General features: G+C 42.7%; 15 protein-coding genes. 9 read left to right on the forward strand and 6 right to left on the reverse strand.

Annotated features, from left to right (window positions below; genetic code table 11):
* Nucleotides 1–58: 58 nt before the first annotated feature.
* Nucleotides 59–307, forward strand: a complete 249-nt coding sequence (locus DXK30_RS01400; RefSeq protein WP_057760515.1) for a hypothetical protein — start codon at nucleotides 59–61, stop codon at nucleotides 305–307.
* Nucleotides 308–422: 115 nt separating this feature from the next.
* On the opposite strand, the gene DXK30_RS01405 is transcribed toward DXK30_RS01400, so the two are convergent.
* Complete coding sequence (locus tag DXK30_RS01405; RefSeq protein WP_114700135.1) at nucleotides 423–1901, reverse strand: aldehyde dehydrogenase family protein; 1479 nt, start codon at nucleotides 1899–1901, stop codon at nucleotides 423–425.
* A 428-nt stretch (nucleotides 1902–2329) separates the two neighbouring features.
* On the opposite strand from DXK30_RS01405, the gene DXK30_RS01410 reads away from it, so the two are divergent.
* From DXK30_RS01410 to DXK30_RS01440, 7 genes are all read left to right on the forward strand, one after another.
* Nucleotides 2330–2929 (forward strand): TetR/AcrR family transcriptional regulator, encoded by a 600-nt coding sequence (locus tag DXK30_RS01410; protein WP_114700136.1) that lies wholly within the window; start codon nucleotides 2330–2332, stop codon nucleotides 2927–2929.
* 358 nt (nucleotides 2930–3287) lie between these two features.
* Complete coding sequence (locus DXK30_RS01415) at nucleotides 3288–4499, forward strand: iron-containing alcohol dehydrogenase (RefSeq protein WP_114700137.1); 1212 nt, start codon at nucleotides 3288–3290, stop codon at nucleotides 4497–4499.
* 167 nt (nucleotides 4500–4666) lie between these two features.
* Entirely contained in the window at nucleotides 4667–5716 is a 1050-nt protein-coding gene (locus DXK30_RS01420; protein WP_114700138.1) for an NADP-dependent oxidoreductase, read from the forward strand.
* Nucleotides 5717–5925: 209 nt separating this feature from the next.
* Nucleotides 5926–6603, forward strand: coding sequence for a type 1 glutamine amidotransferase domain-containing protein (locus DXK30_RS01425; RefSeq protein WP_057760524.1), 678 nt, complete (start codon nucleotides 5926–5928; stop codon nucleotides 6601–6603).
* A gap of 30 nt (nucleotides 6604–6633) precedes the next feature.
* On the forward strand, nucleotides 6634–7263 hold the full coding sequence (locus tag DXK30_RS01430; RefSeq protein WP_114700139.1) for a glutathione S-transferase family protein: 630 nt from the start codon (nucleotides 6634–6636) through the stop codon (nucleotides 7261–7263).
* A gap of 401 nt (nucleotides 7264–7664) precedes the next feature.
* Nucleotides 7665–9353, forward strand: coding sequence for an MFS transporter (locus tag DXK30_RS01435; protein ID WP_114700140.1), 1689 nt, complete (start codon nucleotides 7665–7667; stop codon nucleotides 9351–9353).
* An 85-nt stretch (nucleotides 9354–9438) separates the two neighbouring features.
* Nucleotides 9439–10701, forward strand: coding sequence for an HlyD family secretion protein (locus tag DXK30_RS01440; RefSeq protein ID WP_114700141.1), 1263 nt, complete (start codon nucleotides 9439–9441; stop codon nucleotides 10699–10701).
* Between the two features lie 142 nt (nucleotides 10702–10843).
* On the opposite strand, the gene pdxH is transcribed toward DXK30_RS01440, so the two are convergent.
* The 5 genes from pdxH to cysS form a co-directional block, all read right to left on the reverse strand.
* Nucleotides 10844–11506: a pyridoxamine 5'-phosphate oxidase gene (gene pdxH / locus DXK30_RS01445; protein ID WP_201508029.1), complete on the reverse strand. Its 663-nt coding sequence runs from the start codon at nucleotides 11504–11506 to the stop codon at nucleotides 10844–10846.
* A gap of 90 nt (nucleotides 11507–11596) precedes the next feature.
* Nucleotides 11597–12964, reverse strand: coding sequence for a phosphoglucosamine mutase (gene glmM / locus DXK30_RS01450; RefSeq protein WP_114700143.1), 1368 nt, complete (start codon nucleotides 12962–12964; stop codon nucleotides 11597–11599).
* Between the two features lie 211 nt (nucleotides 12965–13175).
* Entirely contained in the window at nucleotides 13176–14648 is a 1473-nt protein-coding gene (gene guaB, locus DXK30_RS01455; RefSeq protein ID WP_057760534.1) for an IMP dehydrogenase, read from the reverse strand.
* Between the two features lie 268 nt (nucleotides 14649–14916).
* Nucleotides 14917–16902 carry a mechanosensitive ion channel family protein gene (locus DXK30_RS01460; RefSeq protein ID WP_227670733.1) on the reverse strand — a complete coding sequence of 662 codons (1986 nt, stop codon included), beginning with the start codon at nucleotides 16900–16902 and terminating at the stop codon, nucleotides 14917–14919.
* Between the two features lie 154 nt (nucleotides 16903–17056).
* Complete coding sequence (gene cysS / locus DXK30_RS01465) at nucleotides 17057–18517, reverse strand: cysteine--tRNA ligase (protein ID WP_114700145.1); 1461 nt, start codon at nucleotides 18515–18517, stop codon at nucleotides 17057–17059.
* Nucleotides 18518–18750: 233 nt separating this feature from the next.
* On the opposite strand from cysS, the gene DXK30_RS01470 reads away from it, so the two are divergent.
* Entirely contained in the window at nucleotides 18751–19344 is a 594-nt protein-coding gene (locus DXK30_RS01470; protein ID WP_114700146.1) for a cob(I)yrinic acid a,c-diamide adenosyltransferase, read from the forward strand.
* Nucleotides 19345–19436: the final 92 nt, after the last annotated feature.

Below are 19436 nucleotides of genomic sequence, written 5' to 3' on the forward strand. Positions count from 1 at the left end.
ATAAGCATTGACTCTCATGTATCTGACTGCTTAAATGGCTTACCTCTAGGAGAACACCATGACTCAAAATAATACTACGACTGAAGAAAATAAATCAGATGAAAAGCGTAAACTTATCAATCGATTTTTGATGAGACTGACAAAAGAGCAGCCTCAAATGTATTACGCGACCACCTCTGAGATATCGCGAAGTATTCATACAATGATAAAAGAGCACACCAATCGCCTGTCGGTAGAAGAACAAGCACTGGTAAGACGCATGACTATGGAAGAGATTGAAGGGTTACTTGGCTTTCATGCTAGATAAGAGATTGACCAACTTCAAATACGTCATTATCAGTAATTTGCCAAATGACACACAAAAAAAGACCGCTATATAAGCGGTCTTTTTTATTAGCTATTAGCATTCTACTGTATGACAATTAGAACGGATATTCACGTGGCTCATTTTGCATTGAGATCCAATGTGTTCTGGTGAATTCTTCTAGTACCCACTCACCGTTGAAACGGCCGATACCTGAATTTTTCTCACCACCAAAAGCCACGTTACTTTCATCGTTTACTGGAATATCATTTATATGGGTCATACCTGCTCGGATACCACGAGCGAAACGTAAACCTTTTTGCATGTCTGCGGTAAACACCGCACTAGATAAGCCATACATAGAGTCATTAGCTATCGACAAAGCATCCTCTTCATTTTTGGCTCGAATAATGCCTATCAATGGTCCAAATATTTCATTATAGGCAATATCCATCTCTCTAGTAACTTCGGTAAAGACATGGGGCGGGACTAATTGACCATTGATTTCACCGCTCAAGAGCATTTTTGCGCCTTCTTTCTGTGCCTCATCAATCTTATCTCTAAGTGACTGAACTTGTTTCTCATTGATGATTGGGCCAATAGCAGTACCTTGATCGTTAGGATCACCTACCTGTAACGTTTTAACATGAGACAAGAAACGCTCTACAAACTCATCGTACACTTCATTTTCAACAATAATTCGGTTAATAGCCATACAAATCTGGCCTTGATGCAAGAACTTACCGAACACGGCTGCTTTTACTGCCTGATCAATATCTGCATCCTTGAGTACAACAAATGGACTGTTTCCACCTAACTCAAGTGCCACTTGTTTGATATGCTCACCACCATTAGCTAGCTCACCGATGTGTTTACCCACTGAAGTTGATCCTGTGAATGACACAAAACTTGACGCTTTGTGTTCAACGATTGCATCGCCTATCTCGCTGCCTGAACCCACAACCACGTTTAACAGGCCTTTTGGTAGACCCGCTTCTTCAAATACTTTGGCCAATAGTAAACCACCAGTCACTGGCGTATCGCTAGCAGGCTTGAGTACCACTGCATTGCCAAGTGCTAAGGCTGGCGCGATAGAGCGTTGAGTTAAATGTAGTGGAAAGTTCCATGGGCTAATAACAGCGACAACACCGATTGGCTCACGATAAATAAAGTTTTCTTTGCCAGGAGTATTTGATGGGCGAATCTCACCATGGACACGATTAGGGAATGTCGCTGCTTCCAGGGTAATCGCGCGCGTCGCACCGAACTCGACCATGGCTTTGATACGAGTACTGCCCGACTCTTTGATTAGCCAGTCAACGATTTCTTCTTGGCGCTGATCCAGTATGTTGACCACTTTATATAATACTGCAGAACGCTCTGCTGGTGTCTGCTTAGCCCACGTTTCTTGAGCTTGGGTTGCAGCATCATAGGCTTTATTCAACTGATCTTTGGTCGCTTGCTGGATCTCTACAAGCGTATCACCGTTATATGGGTTGGTATTATTGTTGGTGCTATCGTCTTTACCAGTCTGCCATTCACCAGCGATGAACTGCAAATGAAAGTCGCTATATGCACTAGTAGTATTGGTTGACATAATCATCCTTATTTTTAATTTGTTATGTTAAGTATTGGTTTGCGATTATTAAAATAAAATTATTAAGTCGGCGATATCTTAATGAGAAAATATCTGGCAAGTGATAAGTCTGAAATCGTTACCAAGCTATCAATCAATAGTCATCAATTAAAAAAAGCTCTAATGAAAAATGATCTTTAGCAATAAATACTAACGGTAACGGATAACAACAAAACCTACCTTGCTAGACGACTGGTCTAATGCTACCATAGCTATCAATAAAACAAGACTACTTTGTCAGTGAATATTGTTGATAAAACGTAACACATATAACTATATCCTATTACAATACGTCATCAACGTGACGTTCAAATGAACGCTAACTGTCTTAACTGACTATTTAATGCATACGCTAATATAAGCAACTACTAAGGGAGATAATCCTGTTTATGTCTAATACAGACGCAACGACACCAGATACCAAAGCTCATTTACTTGCTACTGGCTACCAATTAATTGCTAAAAAAGGTTTTACCGCTGTTGGTCTAAAGCAAATTTTAGATACAGCAGGTGTACCAAAGGGTTCTTTTTACCATTACTTTGCTTCTAAAGAAGCCTTTGGTGAAGCCATTATTAATCATTACTTTAGCTTATATAAGACTCGCTTAGATGTCATCAATGCACAAGATGTCAGTGCGCAGCAAAAGCTATATGATTATTTTCAAAACTGGTATGACACCCAGCAGAACGGCTGTGACCATGAAAAATGCTTGGTAGTGAAGCTCAGCGCAGAGGTAGCCGATATGTCAGAAACCATGCGTAAGGCACTCGATACTGGCTATCAGCAGACGACCATGTGGCTTGCTAAGCAGATCAAAGCTGGCTGGCTCGATGAGTCTATCCCTCGTCACGATAACATCTCGGCTGAGAGTATGGCCAAGCGTTGGTATTTTGCATGGCTTGGTGCAAGCTTGATTGCAAAGATTAGCCAAACCAATACGCCTTTAGCAGAAATCTGGCAGATGACAACCACTCAGATGGGACGTTAACTCTTTTAAGCAAGCTAGCCTCAAGCCAATTATTTCTAAGCAAGTGAATATTCATTAATATGAATAGCGCGGTGGCTAAGTTCTCAACCGCCGCGCTATATCATAGCTTGCCATTCGACATCCGCATTTAAACCAGTCTCATCAATGATCGCAAAAAAGGTTTTGTACGATAGTTTTGTAAATATCACTAGACGACTGGTCTAATTGGTGTACAATGCGCACAAATATTAAGAATGAATGCCTATACGAGCATTGCTTATCATTTCATTCATTGATTGATATCAGACAATATCCCATGTCAAAACAATTTAATTGAATCGTTTTTATTAAAAACTTTTTATTACTAATTAGGAATCTTATGAATAACTTCCAATACTACAACCCAGTCCGTATCGTTTTTGGTGAAGGTCAAATCGAGCAATTATCAGATCTAGTCCCTACTGATGCGCGTGTACTCATTACTTATGGTGGTGGTTCAGCTCAGCGTACTGGTACATTAGACGAAGTAAAAACTGCATTAGCGGCAAGCGGTGAACGTACTGTATTTGAATTTGGTGGCATTGAAGCCAACCCAGAATTCACCACATTACTTAAAGCCGCTGATATGGTTAATGAGCACAACATCGACTTCTTATTAGCAGTTGGCGGTGGTTCTGTGATTGATGGCAGCAAATTTGTCGCACTCGTTTCTTCATTGACTGAAGAAGACGGCACTGTCTCACGTGACCAAGCTTGGGATGCCTTAACTGGTTATTGCAAAAACATCGATTCTGCTGTCGATTTGGGCGCGGTATTGACTATCCCAGCCACAGGTTCTGAGATGAACTCAGGTGGCGTGATCAACTATAGTGAACGTCAAGCAAAACTACCGTTTGGTAACCCACTTGCCTTCCCTAAATTCTCAATTCTAGATCCAATCAAAACACTTACCTTGCCTGAACGTCAGGTTATGAATGGTGTGGCTGATGCATTTGTTCATGTAATGGAACAATATCTGACTTACCCAGTAAACGCGAAAGTACAAGATGCCTTTGCTGAGAGCTTGCTTAAAATCCTTATTGATGAAGGTCTAGTTGTTAAGCAAGATCCAGAAAACCTAGAAACACGTAAGAACATTATGTGGACAGCGACGATGGCATTGAACGGTCTGATCGGTACTGGTGTACCACAAGACTGGACAACTCACATGGTTGGTCATGAGCTGACGTCACTACACGCTATCGATCATGCACGTACGCTAACCATCGTATTACCATCAGTCATGCGTGAGCTAAAAGAAAGCAAAAAAGAAAAACTGCTTCAGTATGCGCGTAACGTATGGAACATTACCGATACTGACCTAGATGACGATGCCATTATCGAAACGGCCATTATTTACACTGAAAACTTTTTCCGCGAGCTTGGCTTGCCAGTTAGCCTAGAAGACGTTGACTTGACGGAATCAGCGATTGATCCAATCATCAAGCAGCTTGAAGTGCATAACATGGTTAAGCTTGGTGAACATGGTACCAACGACCTAGAAGTATCACGTCGTATCTTGCAGCGCGCTGTAACTAGCAAAGCCTCTTAATAAGCGCTATAGCAAGAACTGTCAGAAGAATTATAAGAAAAATCGCGACAGTAACCATAAGTACATATCGTTATGCTATTTATAGTAGTAGCTATTCCATGCTGAGTAGCTACTACATTTAACACCACTATAATAATGACAATTAATAAATATAAAGGAGTCCTACAATGAGCTTCGACAAACAACAGAATCAACAAACAAACCGTCAAATCAAATTGGCTAGCCGTCCTAATGGCGTACCTACTGCTGACAACTTTGACATGGCAACTAGCGACATCCCTACGCCAAAAGATAACGAGATGCTACTACGCACGGTATATCTATCACTAGATCCATATATGCGTGGACGTATGAGCGATGCAAAAAGCTATGCAGACCCGTTAGAAGTCGGTGACGTCATCATGGGTGGTACCGTAGCGCAAGTGGTCGAGTCAAATATCGATAACTTCGCGGTAGGCGACTTGGTCGTATCAAACTCAGGCTGGCAAGATTACAGTGTCAGTGATGGCGAAGGCGTCCTCAAACTAGACAAAAACATGTCTAACCCTTCTTATGGTTTAGGCGTGTTAGGTATGCCAGGGTTTACCGGTTACATGGGTCTGACTGATATCGGTAAACCACAGAAAGGCGAAACTTTAGTCGTAGCAGCAGCCACTGGACCCGTCGGTGCCACTGTCGGCCAAGTGGGTAATCAACATGGTCTGCACACTGTCGGTGTGGCAGGCGGTAAAGAGAAATGCGACTTTGCGGTCAATGAGCTTGGCTTCGATATCTGTATCGATCACAAAGCTGACGACTTCGCTGAGCAATTAAAAGCAGCATGTCCAGATGGTATCGACATCTACTATGAAAACGTCGGCGGTAAAGTATTTGATGCAGTGATGCCATTACTTAACGACCACGCACGTATTCCAGTATGTGGTCTGGTATCGCAGTACAATGCAACTGATTTACCGCATGGTAAAGATCGCCTAGGTATGCTGATGGGTCTTATATTAAGCCAACGCCTAACTGTCAGAGGTTTCATTATCTTTGAAGAGTACGGCGACCACTTCCCAGAGTTCTTAGAAACCATGAGTAAATGGGTAGAGTCAGGCGAAGTGAAAACCAAAGAGCACATTACTGACGGTTTAGATAATGCCCCAGATGCATTTGTCAGTATGTTAAACGGTGATAACTTTGGTAAAACCGTAATCAAAGTATCTGACGTTAAGTAGCCACTAACAGTTAGCAATCATTGTGAATAACTACTTAACAACATAAATTACTAATACCACTACTGAAAGTTGCTCACAAAGCAGGAATAATGCTAACAGTCATTATTTGCATTTAGGTTAATTAAATAAAAACGGCTGACGATGCAACGTAAAACTTATGACTGTTGGCTATATAGTTAATAACACATAAATAATAAACAAGGATAATTATGAACATTTTAATGGTACTAACTTCTCATGACCGTTTAGGCGATACTGGTAAAAAAACTGGCTTTTGGCTAGAAGAATTTGCTGCTCCTTACTACGCATTTCTTGACGCCGGTGTAAATGTAACTCTAGCCTCTCCAGCAGGCGGTCAGCCACCACTAGATCCTAGTAGTGACACAGAAGACACGCAAACCAAGGATACCACTCGTTTTAAAGACGACAAAGACGCTCAAGAGCATTTGGCTAATACCAAAAAACTTGCTGATATGAACGCTGAAGATTTCGATTCAGTATTTTATCCTGGTGGTCATGGCCCATTGTGGGATTTGGCAGTAGATAAAAACTCTATCAATCTGATCGAGACTTTTGTTAAGCAAGACAAGCCTGTTGCTTTTGTTTGTCATTCTCCTGCAGCGCTTAAAAACGTTAAAGTCGATGGCGAGTATTTGGTAAAAGGCAAAACAGTGACTGGTTTTACTAACTCTGAAGAAGACGCAGTTGGCCTAACAGACGTAGTACCATTCCTAGTAGAAGACGCATTGAAAGCCAATGGCGGTAACTACGAAAAAGCGGCTGATTGGGAATCATTTGTTGTTGAAGATGGTCTTCTAATCACAGGTCAAAACCCTGCATCATCAGAAGAAGCTGCTAAGCGTCTAATGGCGAAGCTGAAAGGTTAGTCAAATCCACTACGCAATAAGGCCGATACCATGATTCGCTTACATCATCTCAATCAATCACGTTCATTACGTACGCTATGGCTCTTAGAAGAGCTAGGCGTTCCTTATGAAGTAGTCAGCCATCAGCGCGATGCCAAAACTCATTTAGCACCAGACTCTCTAAAAGCTGTACATCCACTCGGTAAGTCTCCGGTTATCGAAATGGATGGACAGATTTATGCTGAGTCAGGTGCCATCACTGAGTTATTGATTGAACGGTTTGCGCCAGAGCGTCTGCGCCCTGCTACAGGAAGCTCAGACTATGGCTACTATCTACAGTGGATTGATTTTGCAGAGAGCTCGCTCATGTTGCCGTTAATGCTTGAGCTATTTACTAATAAAGCAGGCATCAATGACAATGAGTTTTTAAACGGCTATATCGAGACAGAAAAAACCAGATTGTTTAAGTATCTGGATACTTCGGTTGAAGGTAAGTCGTTCATTGTGGGTGATAAGCTAAGTGGTGCTGACTTTATGTTGTCATTTGACTTAATCATTCTCGCTAAGCGTCAAAAACTCGACGCCTATCCGCATATCAAAAAGTATGCTGAAAAGCTGGCCGGTCTTGATAGCTATCAGCGGGCGATGCAGCTAGAAGCAGAATATGATGAATCAATTTAGTATTTGGTATTAATTAATACTATGCTGTTAGTCAAAATTCTACGTAGTAATTGCCTGCCCAATTTTTTGGTATACAAAAACAGCTCTGTATAGAGCTGTTTTTTATGCGTATAGCATTTTTGCTTGTTGCATCGTTTGTTTTAATGTTCGTTAAATTGCATGAAATACTGCTATATCTTTATTCAGCAGCGCCAATGAGTTACGCGCTAATGACAAAAGCGCTGTAGAAATTATGATAAAATATGCCCTACATTTCTTGTGTTATCTTTCCAGTTTGACCAGCATTTATATCAGTAACTCCACTGTGTTTTAAGCTATGAACATTCATCGTACTGACCTGATTTTGTGTCTGGAATCTATTCTATGCCATTCTATTTCCTTATACAGATTATGGTACGTCCATGAGTAACGAATATCAGTTTAAGCCCCACGAACAACCGATAATGGTAGGCTCTCCTGCCAATCCTGATCATCCTGCACGCCGTAAATTATTTTACTTACTGATTGGAATTTTCGTTGGTCTCACAGCTAGCCTCCAAAACGGTCTACTCGTTGCAAATCTTACTCAAATTCAGGGTCAACTGGGCTTAACACCAGCCGAAGGTGGTTGGATATCTGTTAGCTACAATATGACCAATGCCTGTATCACCGTTCTGCTGTACAAAATTCGCCAACAATTTGGCATGTCACTCTTTAGCAAAATCACTCTGTTCTTTTTATTGGCCGCCACCAGTCTACAGTGGCTGATCAGCAGTCACTTGTTAGACACACCTAATATTAGCATTGAGCCCTATTATTTAGAGATTGTCGCTAGGGGACTTAGTGGTATGGTGGCAAGTGGTATGACCGTATTGGGCTTGTTTTATTGTCTTCAGGGTATGCCAACCGTCAAACGTACTAGTGGTCTCATATTGGGTTTTGGTTTGGTACAGTTTGGTATTCCATTATCACGTGTCATCTCGCCCTACCTCGCCATCGACGGTCAGCTTGAAAACTTATTTTTATTTCAATTTGGTCTGGCGCTGATTTGTTTTGGGCTGATTAATATATTAGAGCTACCACCAGGGAATACAGAAAAAGTATTTGAGAAATTGGATTTTGTAAGCTTTGGTTTTTTCGCAAGTGGTCTGGCTGCATTGGCTGTCGTTTTGGTACAAGGTCGAATTTTATGGTGGACGACACCTTGGCTCGTCTATCCACTGATGATTGCTATCGTCGGGATTGGCATCGCGTTATGGATTGAGACGCATCGCAAAAATCCAATGCTCCAAGTACGCTGGATGCGTAGTCGCAATATTATTGCATTCATGGTGACGGGCGCTGTCATGCGGATTTTGCTATCTGAGCAAAACGTCGGAGCGGCAGGATTGCTCGCTAACCTCGGCTACGGTAACGATCAGCTGGTTACTTTTTATGCTGTTATTATAGCCGCCAGTGCACTGGCTTTGATTATTAGTATTTTTAGTACCAATGCGATGGATTTGCGCCGACCTGTTATTTTTGCCGTGGCATTGATTGCCTTAGGTTCTTGGATGGATGTTGGTGTGTCTATTAATTCAGCGCCCTATATGTTTTATCTTAGCCAGTTTTTGATTGCCTTTGCTGCAGTCTATTTCATGGGGCCTTTGGTTTTTGAAGGGTTTTTGCGGGCTATTGGCAGTGGCCCTGCGTATATTATTAGTTTTTCAGTGATTTTTGGCATCTCCCAAACAGTTGGCGGATTGGCAGGTGCAGCGGCTATTCAGGCATTTACGACCATTCGTACACAGGTCCATTATGCAGATATGGTCAGCTCACTGAATTTGGGTGATCCTACGTTCAGCGCTCAAATTGCTGGTACTCGTAGTGTATTGTCAAACCAAACGACGGACGCAGCACAAGCGAATGTGGCCGCGATGAGCCAAGTGTTGCAAGGGATTCAGCGCCAAGCAACTGTCTCCGCTTATAGCGATTTGTTCTTTTTGATGGCCAGTTTTGCTACTTTCGTTACAGCCATTTTATTGATCAACTATTTTTATAACCGTTACCACAAGCGCAATCCACTTGCTAAAGAGCTTGCCGTTATTGCAAAAATGCGTGAGTCAAAATAGCTCACCTTATTATATTAATAATGTTTCACCCTATTCATTTATAGCCAGTCTATTTTAATATTTATTAAGAATTTAGGAGCATGTCATGAGCCAAGAAAAACCAAATGAGCTTAATCAAACACCTCAGACGTCCACTGGCGCTCCAGCAACAGACACACCTATAGCGTCCGATATAAGTAAAGAAGAGTCTGCTACAACCTCTTCGCCATCAGTAACTAAGACAGCACAAGATGAGGTAGAAAACAGTTCAGACAGCAATGAAACACCAATGCCGCCAAAAGAGCCGATACCCGATACTACTGGTTGGTCGCCCAAGAAAAAATCCTATCTAAACTTAGGCTTATTAATTTTATTGATTGTCATTGGCGTGGCATTGATTTTGTATGCATGGAAGCTTCCACCGTTCACCCCAACGGTACAGCAAACCAATAATGCTTTTGTCAAAGGTCAGACGACTATTATTAGCCCGCAAGTTTCTGGCTATGTCACCAAGGTAGCCGTGCAAGACTTCGCCAACGTAAAAGCTGGCGACTTACTCATAAAAATAGACGATCGAACCTTTCAGCAGCAGCTCGAACAAGCCCAAGCAAATACAGAGGTAGCTCTTACTAACCGTTCTACCAATGAACAAGATACGCAAACCAGTCAAGCACAAATCGAAGCACGTAGAGCTGATTTGTATAGTGCCAAAATCAATGTAGAAAGCGCGCGTGAAGATGTCAACCGTTATCAAGGTTTAGATGCTATTGGGGCAGTATCGAAAGCAGAAGTTGCTCACATCAAGGCGCAATTGGCTCAAGCACAAGCAGGTGTACAGCAAGCAGAAGCCAATTTACAGGCCGCCCAAGAAAACCGTGAAAAGACTAGTGGCAGTCGCTCATCGCTAGATGCAAATATCAAAAATGCTGAGGCAGGCGTCAAGCAAGCGCAAATCAATCTAGACAATACTATTATCACTGCGCCTGAATCTGGCCAGCTAAGCCAAGTCAGTGTCAAAGAAGGCCAATACGTCAGCGCTGGTACGCAGCTCATGTATATCGTACCAAAAGGCATTTGGATCATTGCAAACTTTAAGGAAACTCAAATAGCCAATATGGCAATCGGCGAGCCTGCGACCATTCACGTTGATGCGCTTGGCGGTGCCAAATTTACGGGTCACGTGAGTAATATCTCGCCAGCGACTGGTAGCGAGTTTAGTGCTGCTGCAGCCAACCCTGCGACAGGTAACTACATAAAAATCGCTCAACGTATTCCTGTACGCATTGACCTAGACCAAAACCAGCCTGAACTTGCACGCTTACGTCCTGGTATGTCAGTCTCAGTGGATGTCGATACCAATATTAAATGAAAGGTTGAATAAAAAGCTAAATAAAAAATAATGCCAAATAAGGTCAATAGCTAACGTAAAAAAGCCACTCTAGATACCAAAGAAATTGGATTTAGAGTGGCTTTTTTAGTTTTGTATAATCTATAGCTTCAAACTACAGCAACTATGGTAATAAACGTTTGGTCGTCCAGCTTGTATTGCCTTCACTGTCATTACCGCCACTCTGCGTATACACAATTCGGTCATGCATCCGATTGGCGCGGCCTTGCCAAAATTCAATACTTTCAATCGTAATTTCATACCCACCCCAAAACCCTGGCGTTGGTACAGTAGTATTTTCAGGGTGCTCTGCTTGAAGCTGTTCAAACGTTTGCTCCATGACTTCACGATTGGCCACTTCACCGCTTTGCGGTTGACTGACCCAAGCGCCTACTTGACTATCATGGGGACGCTTTTGGAAGTAAGCAGCCGATTTATCAGCAGCGATTTTAGCGATACTACCGCTGATACGGACTTGACGCTCTAGCTCATGCCAAAAGAATAACGCTTCGGCATTAGGGTTTTCTGCGATATCCTGCCCCTTCGCGCTTTCATAATTGGTATAGAAAACGATACCTGTCTCAGTAATCTCGCGTAGTAACACAATACGGACGCTAGGCTTATTGTCTGCGCCACATGTCGCCAAACTCATTGCATAAGGCTCTTGCACCTTTTGCGCTAGCGCCTCATTCATCCAAGCTTTAAAAAGCTCGAATGGTGACGTTGGCACTGACTGTTGGTCAAGCTCACCTTTCTCATATGAGAGGCGTTGGTCGGTAAAGTCCATGCTCATGGCAGTTCCTTATTTGAAAACTATAATGTTGTTGTCTTAAATTCCAGTCATTATCTTAAATACCAGTTATTGTCGTAAATACTATTAGCCTAGTACTGATTTTATAAGATCAGCCAAGTCATTAGCCATTACATCGCATTCAATTTCATCATCTGACTCTACCATCACGCGAATCATAGGCTCTGTACCTGACTGACGTATTAGAAGACGACCACGACCCTCTAGCGTTGCCTGTGCTTTGTCAAAAGCAGCAACCAACTCCTCATGTTTGAATGGGTTTTGCATTTGAGACAAACGTACATTGACTAGCTTTTGCGGCAACACTTCAAAACCTTCAACAAGCTCACTTAGCGCACGCTCTTTGGCTTGCATCACTGCCAGTACTTGCAAACCAGCAATGATAGCATCCCCTGTACGACTTTTGTCTAAGCAGAGAATATGACCAGATGGCTCACCGCCCAATATCCAGCCATTAGCTTCTAAATCCTGCATCACATAACGGTCACCCACCTTTGCGCGAGTAAATTGGATGTCTGCATCCTTTAGTGCCAGCTCTAATCCCATGTTACTCATGAGGGTACCCACTACACCTTCAGCTTTGACTAGACCTTGGGTAGCAAGCACGTATAAGATACCATCGCCGTCGACTAGCTTACCCGTCTCATCAACCATTACGATACGATCGCCATCACCATCTAATGCAATACCGACATCTGCTTCATGCTCAAGCACGGCCTTTTGCAAACTTTCAGGATGGGTAGAACCACACTCAGCATTGATATTGATGCCATCTGGCGTATTATTGATGGCAATCACGTTTGCCCCCAACTCGCGCATCACTCTAGGTGCTACGCTATAGCCCGCGCCATTGGCACAATCCACTACTACCGTCAGATGACTGAGGTCATATTGATAAGGGAAGCTGCCTTTGCAAAATTCAATATATCGACCTTTTGCATCATTAATACGATTGTTCTTACCTAAATTTGCAGGATCAAGAATAGGCATCATAGCAACGTCACTACTAACGTCATTCATAATTGCCGTCAATTTATCATTAATTGCAGTTTGCATCTCATCAGTAATTTTTTTGCCGTCGCCTGAGAAAAACTTGATGCCATTATCATAATAAGGGTTGTGCGAGGCTGAAATAACCACGCCAGCATCTGCATTAAAACTACGGGTCAAATGCGCAATCGCTGGAGTCGGCAATGGACCAAGCATATAAACATCAACACCAGCCGCATTAAAACCTGCTTGTAGTGCCCCTTCTATCACATATCCTGAAAGACGCGTATCTTTACCAATCACCACACTTGGCTTACGCGTAGGATTTTCATTTTTTTCTATGAGAACAAGCCCAGTGACGTAGCCCAATTTTAAAATAAAATCAGGTGTAATAGGCAATTCACCAAACTTTCCACGAATACCATCGGTGCCAAAATAGCTCATTATGTGTTCCTCAAGTCAAAAAATAAAAGGCCAAACGTATACGCAGGCAATACTATTGTTGTAATAATCTGTTTCTGTATTTTACAAAAAAAACAGCCAACAATAACAGAGCATTGTTGGCTGTTTGTATCTTAAGCTCGCTGCAACCTTACGTCTCAGCTGATTTTAATACGATGCAAATACAGAACAGAGAAGCATTTTACGAAACGATCTAGTTTACTCTATAGTTCGGTGCTTCTTTAGTGATCTGCACATCGTGCACATGCGACTCTTTCATACCCGCTGAGGTTACTTTGATAAACTGCGGATTGGTACGCATATCTTCGATAGTGGCAGAACCAGTATAACCCATTGATGAACGTAAACCGCCAACCAACTGATTAACGATACCCGCAACTGGTCCTTTATAAGGAACACGGCCTTCGATACCTTCTGGTACTAGCTTCTCTACGCCATCTTTTGCATCTTGGAAGTAGCGATCTGAAGAACCGTTTGATCCTGACATCGCACCTAGACTACCCATACCGCGATAAGCTTTATAATAGCGCCCTTGGAACAGCTCAACTTCACCTGGCGCTTCTTCGGTACCAGCCATTAGCGAACCAACCATGATGCATGATGCACCAGCAGCGATTGCTTTTGCCATATCACCTGAATAACGAATACCACCGTCAGCAATCAATGGAATGCTGTCTTTTAAAGCACTAGCAACGTTATCAATCGCTGAGATTTGTGGCACACCGATACCTGCGATAATACGCGTGGTACAGATAGAACCAGGGCCGATACCTACTTTTACTGCATCAGCACCTGCGTCACGTAAAGCGATTGCAGCTTCACCTGTTGCGATGTTGCCACCGATTACTTGTACATGCGGATAGTTTTTCTTGATCCAAGAGACCTTATCAATTACGCCTTTTGAGTGGCCATGCGCCGTATCCACTACGATCACATCAACATCAGCGGCGATTAATGCTTCAACGCGTGCTTGCGTGTCTGCGCCTGTACCAACAGCTGCACCAACACGTAGGCGACCTTGCTCGTCTTTACAAGCATTTGGATTGTTTTCAGCTTTTGCAAAGTCATTAACAGTAATCAAACCACGCAGGCGGAAATTGTCGTCAATAACGATGACTTTTTCGATGCGGTGCTCATGCAACAATCTTTTGATATTCTCGTTGCTTTCACCTTCATGCACAGTTACTAGTTGCTCTTTAGGCGTCATAATCTGGCTAACTGGCAACGATAAATTGGTCTCAAAACGCCAATCTCTATGCGTAACAATACCCACAACATTATCTGTGCCTTTTTCGACCACCGGCACACCTGAGATATTGTTATCTTGGGTCAAACGCAGCAACTCACCGATCGTCATCTCTGGATGTACAGTGATAGGATCAACGACGGTACCCGCTTCAAATTTTTTGACACGGCGTACTTGGGTGGCCTGCTTCTCGATGTCCATGCTCTTATGCAAAATACCCATGCCACCAAGCTGTGCCATAGTGATAGCCATTTCAGACTCAGTCACCGTATCCATCGCCGCAGAGATTAGCGGAAGATTAAGTGTGATGTTTTTGGTCAAACGAGTAGACAGATCAGCAGTTTTTGGCAGAACTTCAGAATAGGCTGGTAATAATAAAACGTCATCAAAGGTTAAGGCTTCATCGACAATTCGCAACATACAGACCCCTAGTGGTGGTTATTTTGATGGGTAGGAGCTAAGGGTCAAGCGTATTAATCATTGCAGCTGCATGCACAGTGCCGACTCATCACCAACCACTCAGTTATCCTATAAAAATAACGCCACATTATAACAAATAAGTGCCTCGCTGACACACTATATTTGTCAGATTATTTTACACAAATGAGTCTTTAGCGATAGCAGTCATACTTCAAACCATTAATAACTTCTTTTCAAGGCTTGCAAAGCCCATCGCTATTTCCAATTCCTATTCGCCTTTTGTTAACGTAAAACGCTCTGTGGGTAAATACTTGTTTTGCTGCGCATGCAAGTAGCCCAGCATTTGCTCTCGTATCTCACAGGCCAGCGTCCATGCTTCTATAGGTCCTACCGATGAAACAGCGCCGCGCAGTTGAATGGTGTTTTCTGTCACCTCAACCACATACATTTCAGGCTCTGTTTTGTCGTCCCAAAGCTTATTAGACTTGACCATCGATATAAAATTTTCTCGAATAGCACCAATATCCGCACCATAATCGATATACAAAAACACAGGACAAGTCTGATGCACTTCCGTGTGTGACCAGTTCTCTACTCGTTCAGTAATCAGTTCGCGCATCGGCACAATCAATCGACGCTCATCCCATGTCTTTAACACTGCATAAGTATAACGCAGATCTTCAACAGTACTAAAATTGCCATCCATTATCACACTATCACCAATTCGCACTGGCTGCGTTACTGCTACCTGTACACCAGCAATGATGTTCCCTAATATTGGTTGAGCAGCGATACCAAGCACCACCCCAGCAATACCAGCGGAGGTTAATAACGTCTTGCCGAGACCTTCCATATTCGCAAACTCGCTCAGACCTATCCATATACTACCCAACACCATTACAAATATAAAAACACGGCGAAATATCGATACATAAGTTCGACGACGGCGCACTTTATCAAAATGCTCTTCTCCTAAGTTTTCAATCTGCATGTCTTGATAGCGATTGGCAAAAAAATTGATAACACGTATGCCAAGCCACATGGCACTTGATACCAGTCCAATCCAAATAAGTGGACGAATCGACGACGCTACCGCATCCAAATAAGGAAAGCCACCTGAAACTAAGGTAAAAACAAGTGAAAAGCTGATCGTAAAAGTTAATGGCACAGTGAGTTTACTAACTAAATCTGCCACACCGTTGGTACTACCGATATACATGCGATATTTTTCAACATCAATATAACGACTGATAAGCTTTTCTGTGCCTTTACTGAGTAACCATCCTACGCCCATGGTCAATAAGAAAAACAGTATTAATGCTGAAAACTCCCATAAAGCAATTCCAAAAAACTGTAACTTCAACCAAGTGGGCAAGTAACGTTCAAATTCTGCTGGATGATATTGTTCATAAAGATTTTCGATATTATCCACTGTCTGCGCAGAAAACACCCAAACGGGTGCTCTATCACCTACTCGAACCCGCTGCAAATAAATAGGCACTCGTCGCTCTCGATAATCCACATAACCCAGCTTAATAGACCGTCTAGCAATACCCATAACACTACTATTGTTACCAAGAGGTGGTTCAATAAGACCGTCAGGACGATCTGGCATGTCATCAAATACATACAGCTCTTTTTGAGACAACAAAAAATCTAACTGCTTAGTCAAATCAATCGCACGATTTTTCTGGTTCTGCTCCTCAATCAAGTTCATATTAAGCGCGTAACCTGCTAGGTCATACTGCTGCTTCATTACTGCAGATTGAAAGAACTCTAAAGTCGCGAGCGGCGTTGCTAAATTTGGTGATTTAGACAGCGGTGGCAATCCAGCATTGAGTTTGCTGAGTAAATAATAGCTTTCACTATACTCTCCCGTTAGTTCTGCGTTGCCTTGCAAGGTTCCCGCTTGTTCTACTGCATTACGCTCGGTAGGATCAAAGATCTCTTCAGTAATACCAGAGACACTAATACTTCCATTTTTGATGGTGTTAACTTGTTGAACTGCATACTCAACAAAATTATCAGGTTTACTAGAAGGCTGTTTTGTTTGATCGCTTACGTTTTGCCCACTCTCTCTCTCTGCTGCATGAGCAGGCACGTAAATGATATTCAAAACCACAATACTAGCGCCTAGTAGCCATCGTAAAACGTGATGCTGTAGACCGTAGTATTTTTGGTCTAAGCGGTGGTCACAGTCTGAACTAATGATGCCATCATGATCGTTCATAGGGTTACGTTTAAGAGTATTCATGTTTTAAAAATCACCAGTCTAGAAAGAGAATGTCTGTAAAAGATATATTCATGCTGCTTTAACCTAATTCAGTAAGCAAAAAAAGCCAGCCTAAAGCTGACTTAATTTATTACAAGATTTGTAGCTATTTACTATATAAACGGCAAAAATTATTTTAAGCTCGTCGCCATGTCGTGCCAGCACGGCTATCTTCGAGCTCAATACCCGCCTCTTTTAGTTGCTCACGTATCTCATCAGCACGGGCAAAGTTTTTGTTGGCTTTAGACTCTGCACGTTCGATAATCAAATTATCAATAACCGCATCGGTTAGACCGTCTTCTGCCTGATCACCGACCACTGCTTGCAAAAACTGCTGCACTGGCTGCTGTAAAATATTTAATACTTGCGCCAATGCTTTTAGTTGCTGTGCCAACTGCCATGCGGTGTCGACGTCTTCTGCTTTAATGGCTTTATTGATATCACGAGCCAATCCGAATAAGACGCTGATGGCGGTCGAGCTATTAAAGTCGTCATTCATCGCCTTGATGAAGTCTTGTCCAACCGCGCTATTATAAGCTTCAGCCACCAAATCTTCATTGATTACGATTGACTGTCCTTTTTGCTGCTCAGCCAATTTTAGTGCATTATACAGTCTGCTTAGGCTATTATGCGCTTCATCTAAGGCGCTATCAGAGAAGTTAACTTGGCTGCGATAATGGCTCGATAATAAGAAAAAACGCACCGTTTCAGGTAAGTACTTTGCCATCACATCGCGAATGGTAAAAAAGTTGCCCAATGATTTAGACATCTTTTCGCCATCGACATTGATAAAACCAACATGCATCCAGTTACGTGCATACTCACAACCAGTTGCTGCCTCAGACTGCGCGATTTCATTTTCATGATGCGGGAACTGTAAGTCATGACCACCGCCGTGAATATCAAAGGTGCTACCTAAGCACTTAGTCGACATCGCTGAACATTCAATATGCCAGCCTGGACGCCCTTGACCCCATGGTGACGCCCACTGCGGCTCGTCAGGTTTTGCCGCTTTCCATAGTACAAAGTCAAATGGATTGCGTTTATCATTCTCAACTTCGACTCGCGAACCTGCCTGCATATCGTTCAGATTGCGCTTAGATAATTTACCATAACCGTCAAAGCTATCAACAGCATAGTAGACGTCACCGTTATCGCCTGCATACGCGTAGTTGCCAGTGACTAGCGTCTCAATCATATTCTGCATATCGTCGATATGATCGGTCGCACGTGGCTCAGCATTTGGCATCTCGCAACCAAGGGCAGTCGCGTCTTCATGCATTGCTTCAATAAAGCGCTGCGTCAATGTACCAATCTCTTCACCGTTTTCAGCAGCACGGGCAATGATTTTATCATCGATATCAGTGATATTACGTACATAGTTCACGTCGTAACCCAAGCGCGCTAACCAACGAACGACCATATCAAAACCGACCATCACTCGCGCATGACCAATGTGACAATAGTCATAAACGGTCATGCCGCACACATACATACCAACCTGCCCTGCTTTGAGTGGTACAAACTGACGCTTGCTGCCAGTCAATGAATCGTAAATGGCAAGTTGGGACATCGCATCTGCAAGTGGTGTGGTCATAGTAAAAAAGCCTTGTAACGTAAATAAAATAGAGAAATGTGAAATCTAAGCCGCGGTGTATGAATAAGCCATACCAACAACTGTGACTATAAATTAAGCAAATAAAAAAATTCAGACCAAAAAACGTCGTGATATAAAACGTAACCCATTATCTTAGCGAAAACAGGCGTAAAATACTACAATGAGCGTGCAACTAACGCTATTCAATCATAAAAACCGTTAAGGATGTAAAGATGGGCAATCGCTTAAGCAAAATATACACACGTACTGGAGATGACGGCAGCACTGGTATGGCTGATGGCAGCCGCCTTAGCAAAGCGGACGATCTATTTAGCGTCATGGGTGACATCGACGAGCTCAACTCGCATATTGGCTTGGTACGTGTGCAACTAAAGCACAATAAAGGCCAATCTATAGAGAAAGAGTTCTCTGAAGCCTTGGTCATCATTCAGCACTTGTTATTCAATATAGGCGGCGAGCTTGCCATGCCAGAATATGAAGGGGTTAATGCCACTCATATTGAATGGTTAGAGCAGCAAATAGATATGATGAATGCCACATTGCCACCGCTAAAAGACTTTATTTTGCCAACAGGTTCTATATTGGTCAGTCAATTACACGTGGCGCGTAGTGTGTGTCGCCGCGCTGAACGTCAAGCTGTAATATTGCAGCAGCGTCCACAAGCGATTCGCAGTACTGCCGTCAGCTTTATCAACCGCTTATCTGATTGGTTGTTTGTCGCTGCACGCTTCTGTACAGACCCAGAAAAAGTCTCTGAGGTGTTGTGGGACAGTCAAGCCTTGAAGACGTTCACTGACAATCAATAATATTGTCGACCCGTTATAGTTTTTAACTAAACGAGCTAAATGTAGCCAATCCACTATACTTGTTATTAATCGGCTTAAACGCATAAAAACCC

The sequence above is a fragment of the Psychrobacter proteolyticus genome, assembly GCF_003350005.1.
GTDB classification, from domain to species: Bacteria; Pseudomonadota; Gammaproteobacteria; order Pseudomonadales; family Moraxellaceae; genus Psychrobacter; species Psychrobacter proteolyticus.